The sequence below is a fragment of the Kitasatospora atroaurantiaca genome (genome assembly GCF_007828955.1).
Classification (GTDB): domain Bacteria; phylum Actinomycetota; class Actinomycetes; order Streptomycetales; family Streptomycetaceae; genus Kitasatospora; species Kitasatospora atroaurantiaca.
The window spans coordinates 4,872,558-4,888,840 of sequence record NZ_VIVR01000001.1; the positions used below are offsets into that span (position 1 = coordinate 4,872,558).

Below are 16,283 nucleotides of genomic sequence, written 5' to 3' on the forward strand. Positions count from 1 at the left end.
ACGCGCGGACCTGGGCCCGTGCGTCCGCCGAGCAGCACCCCTGGTGATCGGCAGTCAGTACGGCTGCGAAATTTAGGGCACGGAGTGACCTGTGTCACTAGGTACGGCGGAACTTCCCGGATACCGGACGCTTCTGCGTCAGGCCGGGCGCTGCAGGCGGGTGATGAACTTGTACCGGTCGCCGCGGTAGATCGAGCGCACCCACTCCACCGGATGGCCCTCCGCGTCGAAGGAGTGCCGGGAGAGCTGCAGCATCGGCAGGCCGAGGTCGGAGCCGAGCAGGCCGGCCTCACGCGGGTTGGCCAGGGTGGTCTCGATGGTCTCCTCGGCCTCGGCCACGGTGACCCCGTACACCTCGCGCAGCGCGGTGTAGAGCGAGTTGTGCTTGACCAGGTTGCGGCGCAGGGCGGGGAAGCGCTTGGCCGAGAGGTGGGCCACCTCGATCGCCATCGGGTCGCCGTTGGCCAGGCGCAGGCGCTCGATCCGCAGCACCCGGCCGCCGGGCTTGATGTCCAGCAGCGGGGCCAGCCGGTCGTCGGCGGTGATGTAGCCGACCTCGATCAGCCGGGAGGTCGGCTCCAGGCCCTGGGCGCGCATGTCCTCGGTGTAGGAGGTGAGCTGCAGGGCCTGGGCGACCTTGGGCTTGGCCACGAAGGTGCCCTTGCCCTGGATGCGCTCCAGCCGGCCCTCGACCACCAGCTCCTGCAGGGCCTGCCGGACGGTGGTGCGAGAGGTGTCGAACTGGGCGGCCAGCGCCCGCTCGGGCGGCACCGGGGTGCCGGCCGGCTGGGTCTCGGTGAGCTGCAGCAGGTGGCGCTTGAGGCCGTAGTACTTGGGGACCCGAGCGGCCGCGCCCGTGGCCGTCCCGGCCTGTGCCGGCACCGTGGTGCCCTCAGGGATGGCCGCCGTGCCCCTGTCGCCGCTCATGGCCGCTCTCACTCCTCGCCCTGCAGCCGTCACCGGCTCCTCCGTCTATGTATCGCACATGGTTGCACGCGGAAGCCCGAAGATGTGAGCTCCCGCCGGGACAGGACCTGAGACCGTACGCTCAGCCGCTCTTGGCGGCGCTCAGCGCGAGCCCGGCCAGGGCCTCGGCGGCGGCGACGCCGCAGACCCGGGCGCCGCCGTGGGTCGCCAGTACCGTCACGCCGCGCGAGCGGAAGGTCTCGGCGAGTCCGTACGCCGTGCCGATCTCCACCACCACCGCGTCCGGGCGGGCCTCGACCAGGGCGAGCGCGGCCCGCTTCATCCACTGGTGCCGGTGCACGTCGCGCACCACGATCACCAGCGGACGGCCCACGGCGGCGCCCAGGACCGGGGCGACGTCGACCTCGGCTCCCTCGGCGGCGACGGCCACGTGGAGCAGGCCGGAGCCCTCGAGCCGGGTGGCGGGAGCGCCGATCCGGGTCCGGGTGGTGCCGGGGACCAGCTCCGAGAGCGGCCCGGCCACACCCCACGGGGTCTCGTCGCCGACCGCGATGTTGGCGCCGGGGGAGAACTCGACCACGTGCGGCACGCCCCGGACCGGGCGGAGCTCGCCGTGGATCCGCAGCGCCCGGCGGGCCGCGGTGAGGCCGATCCCGACCTCGCCGTGCGCCCCCACCTGGGCCTGCCGTACGCCCGCCGACCAGCGGGCCACCGCGCGGTTCCGCTCGGCGGCCCGGTGCAGCCGCTCGGCGGAGAGCCGGCCCTCGCGGACGGCCCAGATCAGCGCGTCGCGCAGGTAGAGGAAGGCCGCCTCGTCCTGCAGTCCGCCGCCGACGCAGATGGTGTCCGCGCCGGCCGCGATCGCCTTGACGGCCCCGGCGGCGACGCCGTGGGTGCCGGAGATCGCGCCCATCTCGATGCCGTCGGTGACGATCAGGCCCTGGAAGCCGAGCTCCTCGCGGAGCAGCCCGGTCAGGATGGCCGGCGACATGGTGGCGGGCAGCTGGTCGTCGTACGCGGGGAACAGGATGTGCGCCGTCATGATCGTCTTCACCCCGGCCGCGATGGCGGCCCGGAACGGCTTCAGGTGCTCCTGGAACTGGTCCGGGGTCAGGTCGATCCTGGGCAGCCCGAGGTGCGAGTCGCCGGCGGTGTCCCCGTGGCCGGGGAAGTGCTTGGCGCAGGCGGCGACGCCGGCGGACTGCAGGCCGCGCACGTACGCGGCGGTGTGCCGGGCGGCCAGCTCGCCGTCGCCGCCGAAGGAGCGGACCCCGATGACCGGGTTGTCCGGGTTGGAGTTGACGTCCGCGTCCGGCGCGTAGTCGAGGTTGATCCCGACGGTGGAGAGGTCGAAGCCGATCGAGCGGGCCACCCGCTCGGTGAGGTCGGTGTCGTCGACCTCGCCGAGTGCGAAGTTGCCCGGGTACGAGGAGCCGCTGGTGACCTCCAGGCGGGTGACGTCGCCGCCCTCCTCGTCGGTGGCGACCAGCAGGTCGGGGTTGAGCGCGTACATCTCGGCTGTGAGCTGCGCGACCTGCTGCGGGGTACGGATGTTGCGGCCGAACAGGGCGACCCCGCCGAGCTCGCCCGAGCCGAGTCTCCTGCGCAGCCAGTCGGGGGCGGTGAGCCCGGCGAAGCCCGGCTGGAGGACAGCTCCGGCGTCGCTGAGGAGTTCGACGCTTTCCGTACCGGGAATCGCCATGGTTCCTTCCCTGGGGGGTGGGGGTGCTGGACCTGCGGGTGGGTGGGACTAGCCCTTGACCGCACCGGCGGTGAGACCCGCCGACAGCTTCTTCTGGAAGATCACGAACAGGATGATCACGGGGAGCGACACCAGCAGCGCGCCGGCCATCTGGGCGCCGAAGTCGGCGCCGCGGGTCGGGGTGGTGGAGTAGAACGTCAGCCAGATCATCGAGGTCTGCTTGCCGCCGCTGCTGAGCAGCGTGTTGGCGACGATGAACTCGTTCCAGGCCTGGATCCAGCTGTAGACGCCGGTGGTGATCAGGCCGGGCAGGGTCAGCGGGAGGATCACCCGGAAGAAGGCGCCCCACTTGGTGCACCCGTCGACCATCGCGGCCTCGTCCAGCTCGGCCGGGATGTTGACGATGAAGGAGCGCAGCGTCCAGATCACGTACGGGATGGTGAAGACCAGGTAGGCCAGCACCACACCGAAGATCGTGCCGGTCATGTCGGCGGTCTTCATCACGATGAAGAGCGGGATGATGATCGCCAGCAGCGGCACCATCTGGATGACCAGCATCGTGACGATGAAGAAGTTCCGGCCGCGGAAGTTGAAGCGGGCCACCGCGACGGCGGCCAGGAAGCCGACCACCAGGCCGAGCAGCACCGAGCCGATGGTGATCAGCAGGGTGTTCTGCAGACCGGGCAGGAACGCCGGGTCGTCGAAGATGGTCTTGTAGCTCTCAAAGGAGAACGTGCTCGGCCAGAAGGTCGGATCCTTGGCGATCAGGTCCTTGTTCGTCTTGAACGTGGTGATGATCATCCAGTAGATCGGGAAGCCCATCACCGCGGCGAAGCCCAGCGCGATGGTGTTCCAGACCCAGGTCATCGCCCGGCTCTGGCCGGTCGTCCGGACCTTCTGCCGGACCTTGGGGGCCGCGAGCGGGGTCACGGTCTCTGCGTGCACGTCGGTGGCAGCCATCAGTCCTGGGCTCCGATCTTGATGACCTGGCGGATGTAGAAGACGAGCACCGCCAGCATGAGCAGGATCATCGCGATCGAGATCACCGAGCTGTCGCTGTAGTGCGAGGAGACGATGCCCTTCTCGTACAGGTAGATCCCGATGTTCCAGTAGCCGGGCTCGGGGGAGCTGTTGCGCAGCGAGAAGATCTGCGCGAAGACCTGGAAGTCCCAGATGAAGCTCAGCGAGGCGGAGACCAGCAGGAAGGGCTTGATGACCGGGACGACCACGTGCCGGAAGCTCTGGAGGGCGTTGGCGCCGTCGAGCTTGGAGGCCTCGATCAGTTCCTTCGGCACCTGGGTCAGCGCGGCGTGCAGGCCGATCACCAGGAAGGGCAGCGCGCCCCAGATGATGACGGCGGCGGAGACCACGTAGAGGCCGACGGTGGGGTCGGCGAACCAGTCGTAGTTCTTCGTCTCGCTGGTGCCGCCGAAGAGGTAGCCGATGTAGTCGATCACCCCGCCCTTGCTCGCGAAGAGCCACTTGAAGATCGTGCCGGTGACGATCGCGGGGATCGCCCAGACGAACATCAGCACGGTGATGACGGTGACCTTGGCCCAGGGGGAGACCCGGTTCAGCAGCAGCGCGAAGAGCATGCCCAGCACCATCGACAGCACCACGAGCTCGACGGTGAAGTAGACGCTGCGGAGCACGACCTCCCAGAACTGGTCGTCCGACAGCACCTTGGTGTAACCGTCGAGGCCGATGTACCTGGACAGGCTCGGGTTGACCAGTTGGGCGTATCTGTTGACGTTCTGGAACGACAGGTCGAACAGCGAGTAGAGCGGGTACGCCATGACGCCGATCAGAGCGGCCACGGCCGGGAGGATCATGACGTACGGAATGTAGTGGCCGCCGGCGAAGAAGCCGCGGCGCCGCTTCGGCGCGGCGGCGGGGGCGGGGGCGACCGCCTCGGCCTCTACCAACGTTTCGTTGCTGGTCACACTCATCAGGGTCCTTCCCGGGCCCGCGGAACTGGTCGGTAACTGACCGGCGCGCGGGTGGGCAGTTCGCGACCTCGCGAACTGCCCACCCCCTTGCGCTCAGTGCTGGCAGGCCGGGGAGGTGCCCCAGGGGCGCCGGGAGGGCCTGCGGTCAGCCGGTTCAGCCGTTCAGGTCCTTGACGATCGTGTCCTGGACCTTCTTGAGCTCGGCGGCCGGGTCGCCACCGGCGGCGATCGCACCGAAGGCGGTCTTCAGCGCGGTCTCGTCGGCGCCGGACCACAGCGGCGAGTTCGGGATGAACCAGGTCTGGCCCTCGGCGGCGTCACCGGCGGCCTTGTTCGCCGGAGCGGCGGCCTTGTAGGCGGCGACCAGGGTCTTGTTGTTCGGGATCGCGAACTTGGCGAGCTCGGTCTGCTGCTTGGTGTTGGTGTAGATCTGCAGGAAGGTCGCGCCCAGGCCCGGGTTGGCGGCCTTGGCCGGCACGGCCAGGTCGGAGCCGCCGAGGAATGCCGGGGTCGGCGAGCCGGCCGCGGTGCCCGGGAGGGCGATGGTGGCGAGCTTGTCGGCGAGCTTCGGGTCACCGGTCTTCGGGTCGATGACGGAGCCGAGCTCCCAGCCCGCACCCACGATGGCGGCGATGTTGCCCTTGGCCATCAGGGCGTCCTGGGTGGCCTCGTCGGTGGTGGTGCCACCGGTCGAGTACTTCTTCTGCAGGTCGTTCCAGGTCTTGATGCCCTCGACGAACTTCGGGTCGGTCAGGGTGCCGGCCCACTTGTCGCCGTCCTTCTTGGCGACGATGTTCTTGACGCCGAAGGTGCCGGCGCCGAAGGAGGCGGCGGTGTACCAGTTCTGGCCCGGGAGGTAGAGGGCGGAGAAGCCGGGGGTGCTCGCGTTGGCGGCCTTGACCTTGTCCAGCGCGGCCGTCAGCTCGGCCAGGGTGGTCGGCGCGGCGGTGACGCCGGCGGCGGCGAACAGGTCCTTGCGGTAGATCAGGACGCGGGCACCGGCGTAGTACGGGACGGCGTAGGTCTTGGTGCCGTCACCGCTCTGGCCGGAGGCGGCCAGCGAGTCCAGCCACTTGTCCGAGTTGTCGAACTGGCCCTTGACGCCGGTCAGGTCGACGAAGGAGCCGGCCTCGATGTACTTGGCGGTCTGGGTGTTTCCGGCCTCGATGAGGTCGGGGGCGTTGCCGGAGAGCAGCGCGGTGTCGAGCTTGGTGGTGTAGTTGGTCCAGGTCTGCCACTCGATCTTCAGGGTGGCGCCGGTCTCCTCCTCGAACTGCTTCTTGGCAGCGTCGACGACGGACGGCCAGCCCTTCTGGGCGTCGTCCATCAGCCAGACGGTGACGGTCTTGCCCTTGCCGTCCTTGCTCAGCGTCGCCTGCTTGGCGTCACCGGAAGAGCCGGACGAAGAGCAGGCCGAGGCGACGAGCACGGTGGCAATGGCGGCCACGGCTGCGATCTTGCGGTTCAAACCATCCTCCAGAGGGATGAGCAAGGGATGGCACCGGGCTGTTGGGCCAGAGCCCTGAGCGTCGTTGTGCCTGGGGGGATTTCACCGGATACCGCGGTTGCGTACTTGGGGGGGTGACGCTGCAACCCGCTTGTCGGCGTAGACCATTGGTTTAGACCAACGGGTGGAGATTGGCATGGACCAATGAAGAGCGTCAAGGGTTCGTCGGCGGTCTGCACAAGCCGTTATCAACGCTTGACACGACCGTGGTTGGACTGGACCAAGGTCGGGGGCAAATGCGGGCAGTACGGGCGTAATCGGACACGTCCCGGTCCTGGAGGGTGGAGGCCTAACGGTTCCTCAAGCCGACCTGAAAGGAGCCTTAAGCAACGGGTGTACAACGACTGGCGGCTGCGGCCCGTAGGTGCGTTGACAGCAGAATTGGTCTGGTCCAGGCTCCAGCAATCTGGTCTGTACCACTGTGCAGGCCGCTCCTGCTCCCCCGGAGGATTGCGTGAAGCGTCAGCTCATGGCCGCGTTCGGCGTCACCGCGCTGCTGGTCTCCGTGGCGGGGTGCGGGGCAGGCGGTACGGCGGCCAAGGGCGGCCCGACCACCACCGACCCCAAGGCCGTGAGCGGCATGGTCACGGTCTGGCTGATGAACGAGGCCCAGGGCAGCTGGCCCGAGCTGGTCCAGCAGGTCAACGACGAGTTCGCCGCCAAGTACCCGAACGTCGACCTGAAGCTCAGCTACCAGACCTGGGCGGACAAGATCGCCAAGCTGGACGCCGCGCTCAAGGAGAACAACGCCCCCGACGTGGTCGAGCTCGGCAACACCGAGACGATGAAGTACATCCTCAACGGCTCGCTCGCGCCGGTCGAGAAGTCGACCTTCGAGAACTCCGACACCTGGATCCGCGGTCTGGTCAACACCTGTACCTACCAGGACAAGCTGTTCTGCGTGCCGTACTACGCGGGCGCCCGGGTCGGCCTCTACAACTCGGCGATGTTCCAGGAGGCCACCGGCAGTGCCGACTTCCCCAGGACCGAGGACGAGCTGCGCGCGGTGCTCGACAAGGTCCAGGCGAAGCACAAGGGCGAGAAGAACTTCTCCGCGCTCTACCTGCCCGGCCCGTACTGGTACGCGGCGATGTCCTACGTGGCCGCGTACGGCGGCGCGATCGCCCGCTTCGACAGCGCGGGCACCTGGCACGGCACCCTGCACGACGGCAAGTCCCAGCAGGGCATCGAGCACTTCGTCGAGCTGGTGAAGACGTACAACCACGGTGACCTGACGGTCAACGAGCTCAACCAGGCGGCTGTCCTCGGCAAGCAGAAGGCCGCGGTGCTGTACGGCAACGGCTGGGAGGTCGGCACCGCCCTCGCCCCGGTCTCCGGAGACCCCAGACTCAAGGACGCCCTCAAGGTGGTCGGCATGCCGGGCCCGAACGGCAAGCCGCTGCCGTCCTTCATCGGCGGCTCCGACCTCGCCGTCACCGCCAAGTCGCAGTCGGCCGAGGCGGCCAAGGACTGGATCCGGATGTTCACCAGCGCCAAGTCGGAGCAGATCCTGGCCGACAAGGACACCCTGCCGAACAACCTCACTCAGCTGAGCCCGCTCAAGTTCAAGCCGGCCACCGCGGCCGCCGCCAACGCCGTACCGGACGCCTGGTTCACGCCGCTGGCGCCCGGCTGGGGAGCGGTCGAGAAGCAGAACGTGCTGGTCAACATGCTGAACGACATCCTCAAGGGCAAGTCGGTCGACGCTGCCACCAGGGACGCCGACGCCCAGATCGACCAGCTGATCAACAATCCGTCGTGATCCTGGGCACGGTGCGCCGGGTGTGCTCCGGCGATCCGGCCCCCGTAGGATCGTCGGAGGAAACACCGCAGCGAGTGTGCGGACTCGCCGCCGTAGAGGTCCCCGCCGGGCAGCCGCCCGGGCCGGGGTAGAACCATCTCATCGGAGGCACATTCAGATGTCCGACACGCAGACCAGCTCCGTACCGGGCCGGATCATGGCGGCGGAGATGGCCGAGCAGCCGGCCGTCCTGCAGCGCATCCTCGACGAGGGAGCACCGAGGATCCGCGAGATCGCGGCCGAGATCGCCGTTCGCAAGCCGCGATTCGTGCTGCTCACCGCACGCGGCACCTCCGACAACGCGGCCCTGTACGCGAAGTACCTGATCGAGGTCCTGCTCGGCAAGCCGGCCGGCCTCACCTCGATGTCCACCACCACGGCGTACGGTGCCAAGCCCGACCTCACCGACGTGCTGGTGATCACCGTCAGCCAGTCCGGCGGCTCGCCCGACCTGGTGGCCTCCACCAAGGCGGCCCGCGAGGCCGGCGCGATCACCCTCGCGGTGACCAACAACGCCGACTCGCCGCTGGCCGAGGTCTCCGAGTTCCACATCGACGTGCTGGCCGGCCCGGAGAAGGCGCTGCCGGCCACCAAGACCTACACGGCCGAGCTGCTCGCCCTCTACCTGCTGATCGAGGGCCTGCGCGGGGGCGACGGCTCGGCGGCCAAGGACCTGCCCGAGCTGGCCGCCGGCATCCTGGCCCGCCAGGCCGAGGTGAAGGCCCTGGCGGAGCGCTACCGCTTCGCCCAGCGCCTGGTGCTCACCTCGCGCGGCTACGGCTACCCGACGGCCCGCGAGGCCGCGCTGAAGCTCATGGAGACGACGTACATCCCGGCGTCCCCGTTCTCCGGCGCCGACCTGCTGCACGGCCCGCTGGCCATGGTGGACAACGTCTCCCCGGTCATCGCCATCGTCCCGGACGGCAAGGGCGGCGAGGCCCTGCAGCCCGTGCTGGACCGGCTGCGCGGCCGTGGGGCGGACCTGGTGGTCATCGGCCAGCAGGAGCAGGTGGACGCCGCGTCGGCCGGCTTCGCGCTGCCGGCCGGGGTGCCCGAGGAGGTCCAGCCGATCCTCGAGATCCTCCCGCTGCAGCAGCTCGCGTACGAGGTCACCATCGCCCGCGGCCAGGACCCGGACGCCCCGCGCGCCCTCGCCAAGGTCACCGAGACCCACTGACGCAAGGGGCGCGCTGGACGCAGGCGGGCAACCCAGAAGGGGCGCGGGGAACTGCGCGAAGTCGGAAGGTACGGACCGTAGCCTTCCGCCTCGCGCAGTTCCCCGCGCCCCTTCAGCGGATGCGTGGGTGCGCCCAAACAGCACTACGGGCCACGGCGCCGACACGGGACCCTCAACCCATGCGGCACCGCAGCCCGGAGCTGTCGTCGGGCGCCTTCCCGGGCCGAGAGCTGTGCGGGGCTCTCGGCCGGAAGGCGTCCGACCGAGGAGCTGCCTCGCGCGGTCAGGGCAGTTGCGCGGGGGCCGCTCCTTGGTGCTTCTTCATTGTGGACTAGACCAATCCGGGTTGTCCAGAGGCCTTCGCGGATTGGTCTGGACAACAGCTGGAAGGGGGGCGGAGGGCCTGGTGGGGTTACGCTCGCCATGTGCCCTCGTTGAACGAACTCGTCCGCCGCCACACCACCCTGACCGGTGCCGATGTGGAGTGGCTCCACATGCTGGTCTCGGAGTGGCAGCTGCTCTCCGACCTCTCCTTCGCCGACCTGGTGCTGTGGATCCCCACCTGGGACGGGATCCGGTACGTCTCGGTCGCCCAGATGCGCCCGAACACCGGGCCGACCTCCTACCAGGACGACATGGTCGGCCACCTCGTCCCGCGCGGCCGCCGTCCGCTGCTGGACGCCGCCTTCGACGAGGGCCGGATCGTCCGGGAGGGTGACCCGGAGTGGCGCGAGGAGGTGCCGGTGCGGGTCGAGTCGATCCCCGTCCGGCGCGAGGGCCGGGTGCTCGGCGTGATCGCCCGCAACACCAACCTGCTCACCGTGCGCACGCCGAGCCGGCTGGAGCTCACCTACCTGCAGAGTGCCTCCGACCTGGCCCAGATGATTGCTGCAGGATCGTTTCCCTACCACGGCGTCGAGCAGACCGACATGGACGCCGCGCCCCGGGTCGGCGACGGGCTGATCCGCCTGGACGCGGACGGCATCGTGACCTACGCCAGCCCCAACGCGCTCTCCGCCTACCACCGGTTGGGGCTCACCACGGACCTGGTGGGCAGTCATCTCGGCCGTACCACCGCCGAGTTGGCGCCGCCGTCACGCGGGGCTGTGCACGAGGCGCTGGTCAAGCTGGCCAGCGGCTGGGCCCCCCGGCAGACCGAGGTGGAGGCCCAGGGGGGAGTGGTGACCCTGCGGGCGATCCCGCTCAAGCCCAAGGGCGTGCTCACCGGTTCGCTGGTGCTGGCCCGCGACGTCACCGAGCTGCGCCGGCGTGACCGCGAGCTGATGACCAAGGACGCCACCATCCGGGAGATCCACCACCGGGTGAAGAACAATCTTCAGACCGTGGCCGCACTGTTGCGCCTGCAGTCCCGCCGGATGGACTCGGAGGCCGGCCGGTCCGCGCTGGACGAGGCGGTACGCCGGGTCGGCTCGATCGCCATCGTGCACGAGACGCTCTCGCAGACGCTGGACGAGCAGGTCGCCTTCGACGAGATCGCCGACCGGGTGCTCGCGATGGTGATGGAGCTGTCCCAGGACGGCCGGGTGGCCACCAGGCGCTCCGGCAGCTTCGGCATCCTCTCGGCCGAGGTGGCCACCCCGCTGGCGATGGTGCTCACCGAGCTGCTGCAGAACGCGCTGGAGCACGCCTTCGGCCCGAAGGCCTCGGGAAGCCTGGAGGTCAGCGCACTGCGCGGTCGGGCGCCGGCCACCGGTATGGGCTGGTCGGACACTTGGAACGGCGGCGCCAAGCCGGAGGAGTACCTGCTGATCACCGTGCAGGACGACGGCAAGGGCATGCCGGAGGGCTTCGACCCGCAGCAGGCGGGGAACCTCGGGCTGCAGATCGTCAGGACGCTGGCCACCAATGAGCTGGGCGGCACCTTCGACATGGTCGCGGCACCCGGCGGCGGCACGAAGGTGGTCCTGGAGATCCCGGTGCGATAGAGAAACGAGGCCCTGTCGACCGGGGGGGTGGGTCGACAGGGCCTCTCAACCCGTTCCGGCCGTCGGGGGGAGTCGGCCGGAGCGGGGGCTCTGGGTGGTGCGACGCCCTGCCGTTGTGTTGCACACGGTGAGCGCCCTAGGTCCACGATATTGCTCTAAGTGAACAGTATCAAGTGCCCGGGCCGCTCGGCGTCGACGGAATTCCGCCGGGGCGGGTTCCGTTCTTCGGAAGGCTCCACCTGCGGTACGGAGGAGCCCTTGATCATGGGTTGATCAGGTACTGCTGAGTGTGTGTCAGGCGGTGCGGGCGCGGTTGCGGGCAGCGCGGCGCTTCATCGCACGACGCTCGTCCTCGCTCATACCGCCCCAGACGCCGGCGTCCTGGCCGGTCTCGAGCGCCCACTGCAGGCACTGCTCCATGACGGGACAGCGGCGGCACACGGCCTTGGCTTCCTCGATCTGCAGCAGAGCAGGACCGGTGTTCCCGATCGGGAAGAACAGCTCCGGGTCCTCTTCGCGGCAGACAGCGCGGTGGCGCCAGTCCATGTTCGTCCAACTCCTCCGGTCGGTGGGCTGTGGCCCGGCCGACGCAATCGTGGTGGCTTGTGAATGTGAACGCTTTCACGAATCCCGCAACAGCAAAAGAGACCAAAGGCCCATCGGGCCCGGGTGGTCTGCGCTGGGGTGGGGTTCGGGCTATCAAGGGATGTGTCGCGGTGTCCCGCTTTGCGACGTGTCCCGATCGCCATGTAGAGGTTCGCAAACCTCGGGCCGGGATACAACCCCCTTCGGGTAGGAATTTTTGATTCTTCGGTGTCGCCTACCTCACAGGCCGTACTTCTATGGGGTGAAGGGGGCTTGTGCGTTCGAGAAGAAGGGTCAGACCCCCTTCTGGTCACACAATCACACGCAGTGCCCGCCGAACGCCTGTGAAACTGACGCGACTCCTGTCTCCAAGGTGGTCCCCGTCGACCTGAAACGGGGCCGGTTCCTGTGAAACCAAGGTGAAGTGTCTGACGTCGTGGTAGGAGACGACATGCTTGCCGCTCGGCCCGAGGGGCTCCTTGCCGCCATTCGCAGGCGTGTGCGAGCGCAGAATCTGACGGACCGTTCGAGCCGTGCCGAACGCGGTCATTCGAGTGATGCCGAAGACGTCGAGGTCCGTGTCGAAGGAGGCGGCGGGCGAAGGAAGGACCGGGCGGTTGCCCAGGAAGGTCCACGGTGAGGTGTTGGACGCTATGGCCATCACCAGGCCCGGCACGGCCTCGTGCCCGTTGATCTGCAGGGAGATCGGGCCGTTCTTGCGATGTTCACGCTCAGTGACGTAGTGGCGGAGTGCCTGGTTGATGTAGAGCGCGTGGGTGGATCTCCGGCCGGCTCTGCGCTGCTCCTCGACCCGGCCCACCACGCCGGCGTCGAAGCCCAGGCCCGCGGTGAACGTGAACCAGCGGTCCGGCAGCCCCTCGGACATCGCCTTGCCCAGGCCGATGGCCCGCTCGCGCCCGTGCTCCAGCGCGTCGAGCAGGGCGCCCGTCGCCTCCACCGGGTCGTTCGGCAGGCCGAGCGCGCGGGCGAAGACATTGGTACTGCCACCGGGGACGACCGCCAACCGGGGGACCCGCTCGGAGGGGCCGTGGGCCAGCAGGCCGTTGACGACCTCGTTCACGGTGCCGTCGCCGCCCAGGGCCACCACCAGGTCCACAGCGCCCTCGGAGGCCGCCTGGCGGGCCAGATCACGCGCATGGCCGCGGTACTCGGTGTGTGCGACCTCCATCTTGAGATCGCTGCGCAGGGCGTGGGTGAGCACGTCGCGGGTGCGTCCACTGGTGGTGGTCGCCTTCGGGTTCACGACCAGGAGAGCGCGCATGGCGTCAGCCTACGGGTCGGTACGGGAGGACCGGCGGTTACCCTGCTGGAGTGACCGCAGAAACCATCGCCCAGAGCCCCGCCAGGCCCACCCCGCTGCTCGTCGGCGCCGTCATCACCGCGCTGGAGGGGGCCGCGCTGGCCGGCTGGGGGATCTACGACATGATCACCGGGCTGCTCGGCGACCCGGTGGCGCTCGGCCGCAGCGAGGCCGGCGGTGTGGTGCTGCTGCTGATGGGGCTGCTGCCGCTGCTGGCCGGCTGGTCCCTGCTGAAGCTCCGCCGCTGGGGGCGCAGCCCGGCCGTGCTGACCAACTCGATCTGCCTGCCGGTCGCCTACTACATGTGGCAGCCCGGGGGCGCGGTGGCCGTCGTCGCGGTGGTCGTCGCCCTGCTCGGCCTGGCCGGCATCGTGTCGCTGCTCAACCCGAAGGTCACCCAGGCCCTCTACGGCGATCGCTAGCGCACCGACAGGGGCGCGGGGAACCGCGCGAGACGGAAGGTCCGGTCCTGAGCCTTCCGCTGCGCGCGGTTCCCCGCGCCCCTGTCAGTGAGCCCTCACTCCTCGACGAGGAGCTTCTCCCGCAGCTGCGCCAGGGTGCGGGCCAGCAGTCGGGACACGTGCATCTGTGAGATGCCCACCTCGGCCGCGATCTGAGACTGCGTCATGTTCCTGAAGAACCGCAGCACCAGGATCTTCTGCTCCCGCGGGGGCAGCTGAGCCAGCAGAGGCTTGAGCGACTCGCGGTACTCGACGCCCTCCAGGGCCTCGTCCGTCGCCCCCAGGGTGTCCGCCACCGCGGGCGACTCGTCGTCGCTGTCCGGTACGTCCAGCGAGAGCGTGCTGTACGCGTTGGCGGACTCCAGGCCCTCCAGCACGTCCTCCTCGGAGATCCCGAGGTGCTCCGCCAGCTCGTGCACCGTGGGCGAGCGTCCGTGCCGCTGGGAGAGTTCGCTGGTCGCCGTGGTCAGCGAGAGCCGGAGCTCCTGCAGCCGTCTCGGGACCCGGACCGCCCAGCCCTTGTCCCGGAAGTGCCGCTTGATCTCGCCGACGATGGTCGGGGTGGCGTACGTGGAGAACTCCACCCCGCGCTCGTGGTCGAAGCGGTCCACCGACTTGATCAGGCCGATGGTGGCGACCTGGGTCAGGTCGTCCAGCGGCTCGCCGCGGTTGCGGAACCGCCTGGCCAGGTGCTCGACCAGCGGGATGTGCATCCGGACCAGCTGGTTGCGCAGCTCGACCCGCTCGGGCGATCCCTCAGGGAGCGCCGACAGCCGGACGAACAGCGCCCGCGCGGCCTCCCGGTCCGGCGCACCGGAGCGGTGGGCCTGTGCGGGGACCGCACCGCGGACCACCTCGGCGGCGGCCTGCAGGTCCTCGTCGGTCGGCACCTCCTCGGCCGGTTGCTCCTGCTCCTGCTCCGGCGTCGGATCGGTCGGCTGGCTCATCCGATGGGCGTCCTTCGGGTGCACGTCGTCTACGGCGGTTCGGGCGTCGTACGGGGCGGCGGCGCTCGCCTGGGGCGGCACGGCCACGTCGGCGGTGGCGGCCGGGCTCCCGGCTGCACCTGTGCGGTCCAGATCACTCACGGCGATCACCCGTTCCGTTCCGGGAGCACTTCACTTGGGTTGTACCGCAAGGCGGTACGGGGGAGCCGTACGCGCGGCGCGGGTGGCGCCGAACGTACGGCTTCACGGCCGGCCCTCACAGCTGGGCAGGTGCTCCGCCGCGCTTCTTGTGCAGGCTGATGCTCACCGTGTTGTCCGCGCCGACCGAGGACTCCACCTCGCCGGCCAGTGCGGAGAGCACCGTCCAGGCGAAGGTGTCCCGCTCGGGGGCCCGGCCGTCGGTGGTCGGTGCCGAGACGGTGACTCTGAGCGAGTCCCCGACCAGCCGGAACTCGCAGCTCAGAACGGAACCCGGCACCGCCTGCTGAAGCAGGATGGCGCAGGCTTCGTCCACCGCGATCCGGAGATCCTCGATCTCGTCGAGAGTGAAGTCCAGCCGGGCCGCGAGGCCGGCCGTGGCCGTTCGCAGCACCGAGAGGTACGCCCCGGCCGCGGGCAGCCGGACCTCTACGAAGTCCTTCACTCCGGGCTCGCCGTCGATCTGGGACACCCTCACCTCCTGGGTGACGCGCGGTGCTTGCGGCTCGGCGGCCGCGGCACTTCCTGTTGCTTGGCTCAACTGCTTCGCCCCAACTGTCCAGAGGGGTGGTGCGGTACGTAGCGGTCATACCCACCCGGGAGAGGCCGGAACGCCGCGCATCCGCCCGAGACGTTACCGCGATCCATGGGCGTATGTCGCGATCTCCGACCACCGTCACGGGAACGAGCGAACCCGGACCCGTTTCTACTGCCCCGCGCCGAGCGCGTCGAGTGCCTCGCCGGTGAGCCGGAAGACCGTCCAGTCGTCCATCGGGACCGCGTCCAGCGACCTGTAGAAGCCGATGGACGGCTCGTTCCAGTCGAGCACCGACCACTCCAGCCGCGAGTACCCGCGCTCCACGCAGATCCGGGCCAGCTCCGTCAGCAGGGCCTTGCCGTGGCCGCCACCGCGCTCGCTCGGCCGGACGTAGAGGTCCTCCAGGTAGATGCCGTGGGTGCCGCGCCAGGTCGAGAAGTTGCGGAACCAGAGCGCGAAGCCCACCGGCTCGCCGCTCGCGTCGTCCTCGGCGATCAGGCCGAAGACGGCCGGGTCGTCCCCGAACAGCGCCTCGCGCAGCTGCTCCTCGGTGGCCTGGGCCTCGTGCAGGGCCTTCTCGTACTCCGCGAGCTCGCGGATCATCGAGTGGATGACGGGGACGTCGGTGATTTCGGCGGTGCGGATCATACGGCGAGCGTACTCGGCGGCACCGACCTGGCGGGACTGTCCTCGCGACGGTCGTGCGGAGCACCGGGCCGGCACGGGGTGCGGCTACTCGTCCCAGGCCTGGACGGAGGTCTGGTCGACGATCCGGCCGTCCCGGAGGTCCGCCACCGAGGTGACCAGCACCCGGGTGCCGTCGGGGTACTCGCAGGACTCCATGAACGCCACGTGATCGCCGTCGACCAGCACGCTCTCCAGCTTGTGCGTCATTTCCCGGCCGTACACGTCGCTCAGCATCTCGGAGATCGCGGAGCGCCCGTGCATCACCTTGGGGTGGCTGGGCTGGGTCTGGTGGTCCACCATGCGGATCTCGGCGTCGTCCGAGTACAGGGTCAGCAGGGCCGAGGCGTCGGGCCCCTCGATGCCCCGGCGCAGGGCCTCGGTGTCGAAGGCGGTGGGTGCCGCCATGCTGCTCATGATGGTCTCCTTCGCTCGTTCGGACGAGCCGGACCCGGGCGATTCGACCCGTACCCATGAGCGTACGCCGCACCGCAGGAGCGGCACCCGGGGAAGGCCCGGCCGTCGGCGCCGCCGACGACC

15 protein-coding genes are annotated in these 16,283 nt (G+C 69.5%); 4 read left to right on the forward strand and 11 right to left on the reverse strand.

Annotated elements, in window-relative coordinates; translation table 11 throughout:
• Positions 1 to 138 precede the first annotated feature (138 nt).
• The 5 genes from FB465_RS22320 to FB465_RS22340 form a co-directional block, all read right to left on the reverse strand.
• A complete protein-coding gene (locus FB465_RS22320; RefSeq protein ID WP_145793176.1) occupies positions 139 to 927 on the reverse strand; it encodes a GntR family transcriptional regulator in 789 nt (262 codons plus the stop codon).
• A 121-nt stretch (positions 928 to 1,048) separates the two neighbouring features.
• The gene (locus tag FB465_RS22325) at positions 1,049 to 2,629 is read right to left on the reverse strand and encodes a glycoside hydrolase family 3 protein (RefSeq protein ID WP_145793178.1); all 1,581 of its coding nucleotides are present in this window, start codon (positions 2,627 to 2,629) and stop codon (positions 1,049 to 1,051) included.
• Between the two features lie 48 nt (positions 2,630 to 2,677).
• Positions 2,678 to 3,589, reverse strand: a complete 912-nt coding sequence (locus FB465_RS22330) for a carbohydrate ABC transporter permease (protein WP_145793180.1) — start codon at positions 3,587 to 3,589, stop codon at positions 2,678 to 2,680.
• The gene (locus FB465_RS22335; protein WP_425461205.1) at positions 3,589 to 4,578 is read right to left on the reverse strand and encodes a carbohydrate ABC transporter permease; all 990 of its coding nucleotides are present in this window, start codon (positions 4,576 to 4,578) and stop codon (positions 3,589 to 3,591) included. The genes FB465_RS22330 and FB465_RS22335 overlap by 1 nt, the downstream gene beginning before the upstream one ends.
• Before the next feature lie 154 nt (positions 4,579 to 4,732).
• Positions 4,733 to 6,046 carry an extracellular solute-binding protein gene (locus FB465_RS22340; protein WP_246192780.1) on the reverse strand — a complete coding sequence of 438 codons (1,314 nt, stop codon included), beginning with the start codon at positions 6,044 to 6,046 and terminating at the stop codon, positions 4,733 to 4,735.
• Positions 6,047 to 6,539: 493 nt separating this feature from the next.
• Here FB465_RS22340 and FB465_RS22345 point away from each other — a divergent pair, with 493 nt between their 5' ends.
• The 3 genes from FB465_RS22345 (at position 6,540) to FB465_RS22355 (ending at position 11,009) form a co-directional block, all read left to right on the forward strand.
• A complete protein-coding gene (locus FB465_RS22345; RefSeq protein WP_145793184.1) occupies positions 6,540 to 7,847 on the forward strand; it encodes an extracellular solute-binding protein in 1,308 nt (435 codons plus the stop codon).
• 157 nt (positions 7,848 to 8,004) lie between these two features.
• A complete protein-coding gene (locus FB465_RS22350; protein ID WP_145793186.1) occupies positions 8,005 to 9,063 on the forward strand; it encodes an SIS domain-containing protein in 1,059 nt (352 codons plus the stop codon).
• A 425-nt stretch (positions 9,064 to 9,488) separates the two neighbouring features.
• Positions 9,489 to 11,009, forward strand: coding sequence for a sensor histidine kinase (locus FB465_RS22355; RefSeq protein WP_246192781.1), 1,521 nt, complete (start codon positions 9,489 to 9,491; stop codon positions 11,007 to 11,009).
• Between the two features lie 294 nt (positions 11,010 to 11,303).
• Here FB465_RS22355 and FB465_RS22360 read toward each other — a convergent pair whose 3' ends face one another.
• Positions 11,304 to 11,555 carry a WhiB family transcriptional regulator gene (locus FB465_RS22360; protein WP_014138019.1) on the reverse strand — a complete coding sequence of 84 codons (252 nt, stop codon included), beginning with the start codon at positions 11,553 to 11,555 and terminating at the stop codon, positions 11,304 to 11,306.
• A 349-nt stretch (positions 11,556 to 11,904) separates the two neighbouring features.
• The gene (locus tag FB465_RS22365) at positions 11,905 to 12,876 is read right to left on the reverse strand and encodes a diacylglycerol/lipid kinase family protein (protein WP_145793188.1); all 972 of its coding nucleotides are present in this window, start codon (positions 12,874 to 12,876) and stop codon (positions 11,905 to 11,907) included.
• 50 nt (positions 12,877 to 12,926) lie between these two features.
• On the opposite strand from FB465_RS22365, the gene FB465_RS22370 reads away from it, so the two are divergent.
• On the forward strand, positions 12,927 to 13,337 hold the full coding sequence (locus tag FB465_RS22370) for a hypothetical protein (RefSeq protein WP_145793190.1): 411 nt from the start codon (positions 12,927 to 12,929) through the stop codon (positions 13,335 to 13,337).
• A gap of 95 nt (positions 13,338 to 13,432) precedes the next feature.
• Here the strand turns inward: FB465_RS22370 and FB465_RS22375 are convergent, their stop codons facing one another.
• The 4 genes from FB465_RS22375 to FB465_RS22390 form a co-directional block, all read right to left on the reverse strand.
• Complete coding sequence (locus tag FB465_RS22375) at positions 13,433 to 14,464, reverse strand: RNA polymerase sigma factor SigF (protein WP_246192782.1); 1,032 nt, start codon at positions 14,462 to 14,464, stop codon at positions 13,433 to 13,435.
• Positions 14,465 to 14,579: 115 nt separating this feature from the next.
• Positions 14,580 to 14,993 carry an ATP-binding protein gene (locus FB465_RS22380; protein ID WP_145793192.1) on the reverse strand — a complete coding sequence of 138 codons (414 nt, stop codon included), beginning with the start codon at positions 14,991 to 14,993 and terminating at the stop codon, positions 14,580 to 14,582.
• Positions 14,994 to 15,227: 234 nt separating this feature from the next.
• Complete coding sequence (locus FB465_RS22385) at positions 15,228 to 15,707, reverse strand: GNAT family N-acetyltransferase (RefSeq protein ID WP_145793194.1); 480 nt, start codon at positions 15,705 to 15,707, stop codon at positions 15,228 to 15,230.
• 84 nt (positions 15,708 to 15,791) lie between these two features.
• Positions 15,792 to 16,160, reverse strand: coding sequence for a nuclear transport factor 2 family protein (locus FB465_RS22390; RefSeq protein ID WP_145793196.1), 369 nt, complete (start codon positions 16,158 to 16,160; stop codon positions 15,792 to 15,794).
• Between the last annotated feature and the right edge of the window lie 123 nt (positions 16,161 to 16,283).

What these genes read in the sequence shown, in the direction of transcription:
- FB465_RS22330 (WP_145793180.1), bottom strand. Translation starts at nt 3,589, where the DNA reads ATGGCTGCCACCGACGTGCACGCAGAGACCGTGACCCCGCTCGCGGCC.
- FB465_RS22390 (WP_145793196.1), bottom strand. Translation starts at nt 16,160, where the DNA reads ATGAGCAGCATGGCGGCACCCACCGCCTTCGACACCGAGGCCCTGCGC.
- FB465_RS22335 (WP_425461205.1), bottom strand. Translation starts at nt 4,578, where the DNA reads ATGAGTGTGACCAGCAACGAAACGTTGGTAGAGGCCGAGGCGGTCGCC.
- FB465_RS22385 (WP_145793194.1), bottom strand. Translation starts at nt 15,707, where the DNA reads ATGATCCGCACCGCCGAAATCACCGACGTCCCCGTCATCCACTCGATG.
- FB465_RS22350 (WP_145793186.1), top strand. Translation starts at nt 8,005, where the DNA reads ATGTCCGACACGCAGACCAGCTCCGTACCGGGCCGGATCATGGCGGCG.
- FB465_RS22320 (WP_145793176.1), bottom strand. Translation starts at nt 927, where the DNA reads ATGAGCGGCGACAGGGGCACGGCGGCCATCCCTGAGGGCACCACGGTG.
- FB465_RS22360 (WP_014138019.1), bottom strand. Translation starts at nt 11,555, where the DNA reads ATGGACTGGCGCCACCGCGCTGTCTGCCGCGAAGAGGACCCGGAGCTG.
- FB465_RS22325 (WP_145793178.1), bottom strand. Translation starts at nt 2,629, where the DNA reads ATGGCGATTCCCGGTACGGAAAGCGTCGAACTCCTCAGCGACGCCGGA.
- FB465_RS22365 (WP_145793188.1), bottom strand. Translation starts at nt 12,876, where the DNA reads ATGCGCGCTCTCCTGGTCGTGAACCCGAAGGCGACCACCACCAGTGGA.